A 7,230-nucleotide genomic window follows, 5' to 3' on the forward strand; every position below is an offset into this window, starting at 1 on the left:
TCTGGATGAATTTCTCGCTATGATGACAACAATTTCATAGGCTGCGATGAAGAGATAAGTACCTAAGCAACGATCTTAAAGAGAACTCGGGTAGGTGAGAGCGAGTAGATGGCGCATAGTGAAAATGGTCTTGGAGCATTTCGTTTCGAATGAAGTAGAAATGAACGGGTGTGTCCGTTATTGACACCGAGTATTTTGATACTTAGTAAGGTCAGCTTTGTAGCTGATAAATAAAAGGTGGTAACACGTGATGACGTCCTTTCAGAATGAATCTGGAAGGGCTTTTTTTATAAGGATGAATAAATGGAGGAATGAGACATGAGCAAACATCAATCAGAAAACTGGCATTTTGAAACAAAGCAATTGCATATTGGACAAGAACAAGCAGATCCGGCAACGGATGCACGAGCTGTGCCCATCTACGCGACAAGCTCGTATGTCTTTCATGATTCCCAACACGCAGCCGATCGCTTTGGGCTACGCGATGCGGGAAATATTTACGGACGCTTAACGAATCCAACACAGGAAGTTTTCGAAAAGCGGATTGCCGCATTAGAAGGTGGTGTCGCAGCACTAGCAGTCGCGTCTGGTGCGGCGGCAGTCCATTACGCCATTGCGGCATTGGCTAAGTCAGGTGAGCACATTGTCGCTTCTGAAACCATCTATGGCGGCACGTATAACCTATTAGCCAATACATTGCCACTAGCGGCTGGGGTCACGACGACCTTTGTCGATCCCTACCAAGAGGGGGCATTTGAGGCAGCCATCCAAGAAAATACCAAGGCAATCTTTATTGAAACTTTAGGCAATCCAAATTCCAATATTTTGGATATCGCAGCCATCGCCAAAATTGCTCATCAGCACGCGATTCCGCTAGTCATTGACTCGACATTTGCTACACCGTATTTGATTCGTCCGATTGAGTACGGCGCTGATATCGTGGTTCACTCCGCTACCAAATTTATCGGCGGACACGGGACAGCCATTGGTGGTGTAATTATCGACGGTGGGACATTTGACTGGAAAGCTTCGGGCAAATACCCATGGATATCTGAACCCAATCCAAGCTACCATGGCATTTCGTTTGCTGAAGCAGCCGGACCAGCCGCGTTTGCGACATACATCCGTGCGATTTTGCTACGCGATACGGGCGCGACGTTGTCACCATTCCATGCATTTTTATTTCTTCAAGGGCTAGAAACATTGTCCTTGCGGGTGGAACGCCACGTAGCCAATGCATTGAAAATCGTGTCGTATTTAGCCAACCATCCCCAGGTCGAAGCCGTACACCATCCATCGTTACCGACAGAGACCAGTTATGACTTGTATCAGCAGTACTTCCCCAATGGAGCAGGATCAATTTTTACATTTGAATTAAAAGGGGATGCCAAGACAGCGCAAGCATTCATTGATTATTTGCCAATTTTTTCTTTATTAGCGAATGTCGCCGATGTGAAATCTCTCGTGATTCATCCGGCTAGCACGACTCACTCCCAGCTGACAGAAGAAGAGCTGACCGAGCAAGGGATTAAGCCAAATACCATCCGCTTATCGATCGGTATTGAGCGAGTCGATGATTTGATTGCCGCGCTAGATGAAGCCTTTGCCGCAGTTCAATAAGCAAGGAATGGGCCTGTTGGTGATAGACAGGCCTTTTCTAACGATGGTATACTTAGCAAAATCTTGCACAAAAAAAGTTATTAATTAGTTGGGTTACAGTATAATAGTAGAAAAGGGTTAGGAGGGGAAGCAATGAACATCCAGCAAATGCGTTACGTTATCGCAATTGCCAACAATGGTAGCTTTCGAGAAGCAGCCAAGAAATTATACATCTCGCAACCGAGTCTCTCGCATGCGATTAAAGAATTGGAAAATGAAATTGGGCTATCGTTATTTGAGCGAACCAATCACGGGGCCAAATTAACGGCTGACGGGAAAGATTTCTTGCAATACTCGCAGCAAGTTATGGCCCAGGTTAGTTTGTTAGAAAATCGCTTTTTGTCCAGAGAACAGCGGGAACATCATTTTTCCATTGCTAGTCAACATTACGATTTTGTTGCTGAAGTGATGAGCCGCTTAATTAAAGAGTTTCCTGAGTACACCAATTTTCGAATTTTTGAAAATACGACTATGAATGTGATCAAAGATGTTGAAAATTTTCGCAGCGAGATTGGCGTGATGTATTTTAACAATCGCAATCGGCGAGGGTTGTTACGTTTGCTAGAAGGCGGCAATTTGACTTATCGAGTCATGGGCGATTTTCAAACCCATATCTTTTTAAGTGAGCACCATCCGTTAAGCCGTAAAAAAGCAGTCACCGTCCAAGATTTAGAACCCTTCCCGCAAGTACGATTTACGCAAGAAGACAACCATTACACCTTATTTTCAGAGGATATCTTGGACTTCTTTGATGCAGAACAAGTCATCCATACCACGGATCGTGCCACCTTGGTCGGCATCTTACATGAAACAGATGCTTATGGTTCCGGTTCAGGTCTCGTGAAATACCCCGAAAGGCAAGGCATTAAATTAATTCCTTTAGAAAATGAGGAAGATAACCAGCTCGTGTTGATTTATAAAAACCAAGCAACATTCTCATTTTTAGGCAAGAAGTTTATTGCCTACTTAGAAGAGTACTTGGACAGTATGAGGATAGTGAAATAATCGTTTTCCTTAATTATTGTTTTGTGTATAATAAAGTTATCAGTTTGTCCGCAAATTGGACAAATGAGCTAATCTATTCTAGCAGTTTGTCCTATTTGTGGACGTGGAAAACCAGCTGTAGACGCTGATATTATCGCCTTTTCAGGGCTATCTAATCGGAACCCACCCCGTATAAGAGGGGACGAGAACGGTTCCCCCATTCGGAAATCTCTGGATCATAGCTAATCGGAACCCACCCCGTATAAGAGGGGACGAGAACTTGCAGCAGTGCAATCATTAGAAGAAAGTCAATTTCAATCGGAACCCACCCCGTATAAGAGGGGACGAGAACTGGTTCGGCCCGTGAAACAAAAGGAAATGTAAAAATTAATCGGAACCCACCCCGTATAAGAGGGGACGAGAACTTAGCTGGCACTAATTAAGGAGTTGTTTGTATGAGTAAATCGGAACCCACCCCGTATAAGAGGGGACGAGAACTCTACTATCGCTATCGATACATTTGGAAAAAGGGCATAATCGGAACCCACCCCGTATAAGAGGGGACGAGAACATAAAATCAAAAAGAAAATAATACTTAGATCACGATATAATCGGAACCCACCCCGTATAAGAGGGGACGAGAACACAGTGAAGACCCATGTATCCAATATATTGTCAAAATCGGAACCCACCCCGTATAAGAGGGGACGAGAACCCAAAAAGGTGGTGCGCATGATAGTGGCTGCTGCTTAATCGGAACCCACCCCGTATAAGAGGGGACGAGAACTTTTCAAGCCATTTTTTAAATTTTTCGAAAGGAATGGAATCGGAACCCACCCCGTATAAGAGGGGACGAGAACTTGATAAGCATTACCTGTGATGATGTACTCATCAGCAATCGGAACCCACCCCGTATAAGAGGGGACGAGAACTAATTTGTGGGACTGGGGCATACGCGCCCATACCGAATCGGAACCCACCCCGTATAAGAGGGGACGAGAACTTTTCATCTACTACTATTCATCCGATGAATCAAACTAATCGGAACCCACCCCGTATAAGAGGGGACGAGAACTTTAATCATCCTTTTCAATTTTATTGTTTTTTTAATCGGAACCCACCCCGTATAAGAGGGGACGAGAACCCATCAAAATCAAAACTTTGTCCTTGTCGTGTGTAATCGGAACCCACCCCGTATAAGAGGGGACGAGAACAGTGCCAATTCCAATGCTTGTGCTTTTGTAATTTGTTAATCGGAACCCACCCCGTATAAGAGGGGACGAGAACAATGTATTGATATACATATCTTCCACCATGTTTTGTTAATCGGAACCCACCCCGTATAAGAGGGGACGAGAACTACCCGTAGATAAAACATATTGACGCAAATGTGAATCGGAACCCACCCCGTATAAGAGGGGACGAGAACGCTGATAATAAGTTTTCTTGCTTTTCAGCTAATTCAATCGGAACCCACCCCGTATAAGAGGGGACACTTATTGATTTTGTTTATGTGAAGGAGTTTGTAATGGGAAAATGTAAGCGATTTAAAAAATAACCAGAGGGAGATGACAGAAAATGAAGGATATTATTTATGTTGAACGAAAGTATTTTTTAACCGTAAAAGGGGAGTCCATAAAATTCGTAAACGTGATGGACAAAACGGAAAAATACATCCCGCTTGATGATGTGGAATGGTTGATTTTTGATCATCCTAGTAGTTATTTTTCAAACAAATTAATTACTGAATGTATGGTTAGAGGGATAGGTGTGCTTTTTTGCGATGGCAAGCATTCACCAGATGCTATTTTACTGAATCAGTTTGGACATCGACAAAGATTAACGCGAGTGAATCATCAATTATCTGTATCGAATCGAACAAAAAAACGATTATGGAAGAAAATAATCAGGACCAAAATTCATAATCAAGCCCAATGCATTGATCAATTAACAGATAACCAGAAGAGCAGAGATTACCTTATGTCTCTGTCAAATTCTGTGCAGGAAGGAGACAGTTCAAATAGAGAGGCGGTGGCAGCTAAGATTTACTTCACTGCATTATTTGGTGAAAACTTTAGGCGCGGACGCTATGATGATGTTGTAAATAGTGGCTTAAATTATGGGTATGCACTTGTTAGAGGAATGATCAAAAAAGAACTGGCAAGGTATGGTGTAGAACAGAGCTTTGGCATCCATCATAAATCAAGTGAAAATCCGTTTAATTTAGCTGATGACATTATTGAACCTTTTCGACCATTCGTAGATCGAAGTGTGTATGAAAATTTTTATTTGACAGAAAAAACGACTTTCGAACATACTGACAAACAAGCACTATTTCAAGTTTTTTTTGATTCATGCATCATTCAAGGAAAAGTGTTTCAACTGACGGATGCCATTAATCAAGCAGTGCAATCTTTCGTAAAATCAATTGATCAGAACAGTGCGACCGCATTAACAGTCCCTCAATTTGTGGAGGTGGGTAGGTGATGATGTTATTGGTATGCTTTGATTTACCAAGGGCGACTATCAAGAACCGCAAAGATGCAACAAAATACAGAAAACGTTTAGTTGAGTTGGGCTTTACTATGAAACAATTTAGTCTGTATGAGAGAGAAATTCGACAGACGGATACTCGTCGAAAAGTGATTGCAACTTTATCGGAGTGCTTACCAGAAGAAGGGCAAATAACATTGTATGAGTTGCCGGATGAAGTGAACGATCAACAAATCACGATTTTGGGTGAAAAAGTTGCAAGAACAACTTTTCGAAGAGCCAAGTTTCTAGTATTATAAAAAGTAAGAATGGTTAAAGCGGTACATTTTACATTACTATTATTTAGGAGGGTGAAATGAATAAGAAGTTAGAGTTAATGTATGGGTCTTTGTTACACGACATTGGGAAAATCGTTTATCGGAGTAATTCGGTTGATTTTGCTAAAGGTACGCATTCAAAGATTGGGTCGCAGTTTTTGAATAAATTTAAGCCTTTTCAATTGTCAGGAATTGTTGATTCCGTAAGCTATCATCATTATAAAGAATTGGCAAGTTCATCACTTTTAGATGATAGTGTAGCCTATATTACTTATATTGCCGATAATATAGCTAGTGGAACAGACAGAAGAGCTTCCGAGGGAGATTATGAAGGGGAAGGGAACAGACAGCGTTTTGATAAACGAGCACCACTAGCAAGTATTTTCAATGTGGTAAACAGTGAAACCAAAGGCCTTGCCAATTATACGTATTCATTTGAGAAGGAGCAGGTCTTTCGTTATCCGACAGATGCAAAGAAGGAATACACGAGCTCGCAATATGCTGCTTTAGTAAATAAAATGACAGATGATTTATCTAATAAGCTAAAAGTTGGACCAGATTCTTTTTCTTCCTTACTCCAGTGGACGGAAAGTTTATGGAGCTATATTCCAAGTTCAACAGACACGAATCAAGTGATGGACGTCTCTTTATATGACCATTCCAAAATTACTTGTGCGATTGCTTCATGTATTTATGATTATCTGACTGAAATGAATTGCGTGAATTATCGAAAAGAACTATTTAGTCCGTATGAAAAAACAAAACAATTTTATCAAGAGGACGTTTTTTTACTTGTCAGTCTCGATATGAGTGGTATTCAAGATTTTATATATAACATTAGTGGTTCAAAAGCATTAAAGAGTTTACGCTCAAGAAGTTTTTATTTAGAAATCATGCTTGAATCTCTGGTAGATGATCTTCTTTCAGATTTGGAACTTTCGAGAGCGAATCTCTTATATACAGGTGGGGGACATGCTTATCTTTTATTACCGAATACCGAAAGAGCAAGGAACGTATTAGCGTCTTTCGAAGGGGAAATGAAAGAATGGTTTATTAAGATTTTCAAAACAGATTTGAGTGTGGCCATAGCTTATAAAGCATGTACCGGTGAAGACTTGATGAATTCGAATGACACGTATAGTGATTTGTGGCAAACTGTCAGTCGAAAATTGTCAGATAAAAAAGCACACAAATACTCGCTAAATGAAATAAAACTATTTAACTCAACCATTCATGCTGGTACTCGAGAATGCAAAGAATGTTTACGTAGCGATATTGATATTTCAGAGGACTCGCTTTGTAAAATCTGTGAGGGGATTATTGCAATTTCCAATGATTTACGCGATTATTCTTTCTTTGTGGTTTCTCCAGAGGGAAAGGTTCCTTTACCAAGAAATAGATACCTGTCCGTCGAAAATCAAGATGGGGCAGAGAGAAAAATAAAAATGAATAAGGAAACACGTATCTACAGTAAAAATCAGCCTTTTGTGGGGAAACAACTGGTCACGAATTTATGGATGTGCGATTATGATTTTTCTACACTGAATCCAGAAACTAAAAAACAAGGCATTGCTAGTTATGTGAATCGAGAAGTGGGCATTCCTCGATTGGGCGTATTGCGAGCAGATATTGATAATTTGGGAACGACTTTTATTAAGGGAATTCCTGAACAATATCGTTCGATTTCAAGAACAGCAACACTTTCAAGACAACTCTCAATGTTTTTCAAGTTTGAGCTTTCCAATATCCTAAAAGGAGCACGCATTTCTGTTATCTA

Annotated in this window: 5 protein-coding genes, 1 CRISPR repeat array and 1 other annotated feature; all 5 genes read left to right on the top strand. The window is 40.9% G+C overall.

Translation table 11 applies throughout. From position 1 onward, the window contains the following. The first annotated feature begins 37 nt into the window (after nt 1-37). Nucleotides 38-264: a binding site (T-box leader), on the top strand. A gap of 54 nt (nt 265-318) precedes the next feature. Continuing rightward, nucleotides 319-1,620 carry an O-acetylhomoserine aminocarboxypropyltransferase/cysteine synthase family protein gene (locus NE257_RS01100; protein WP_251885595.1) on the top strand — a complete coding sequence of 434 codons (1,302 nt, stop codon included), beginning with the start codon at nt 319-321 and terminating at the stop codon, nt 1,618-1,620. Between the two features lie 132 nt (nt 1,621-1,752). Further along, nucleotides 1,753-2,664, top strand: a complete 912-nt coding sequence (locus NE257_RS01105) for a LysR family transcriptional regulator (protein ID WP_251885596.1) — start codon at nt 1,753-1,755, stop codon at nt 2,662-2,664. A gap of 153 nt (nt 2,665-2,817) precedes the next feature. After that, nucleotides 2,818-4,144: direct repeats of the CRISPR family, unit length 37 nt; unit sequence AATCGGAACCCACCCCGTATAAGAGGGGACGAGAACT. Between the two features lie 77 nt (nt 4,145-4,221). After that, nucleotides 4,222-5,130 (top strand): type II CRISPR-associated endonuclease Cas1, encoded by a 909-nt coding sequence (gene cas1 / locus NE257_RS01110; protein WP_007208960.1) that lies wholly within the window; start codon nt 4,222-4,224, stop codon nt 5,128-5,130. Beyond that, entirely contained in the window at nt 5,130-5,435 is a 306-nt protein-coding gene (gene cas2, locus NE257_RS01115) for a CRISPR-associated endonuclease Cas2 (protein ID WP_007208959.1), read from the top strand. Before cas1 ends, cas2 begins: the two co-directional genes overlap by 1 nt. Nucleotides 5,436-5,491: 56 nt before the next feature. Then, nucleotides 5,492-7,230 (top strand): type III-A CRISPR-associated protein Cas10/Csm1 (gene cas10 / locus NE257_RS01120; RefSeq protein ID WP_251885597.1); only part of this gene is annotated, 1,739 nt, incomplete at its 3' end.

Origin of the sequence: Enterococcus italicus (assembly GCF_023743875.1) — a bacterium.
Taxonomy (GTDB): Bacteria; Bacillota; Bacilli; order Lactobacillales; family Enterococcaceae; genus Enterococcus_G; species Enterococcus_G italicus.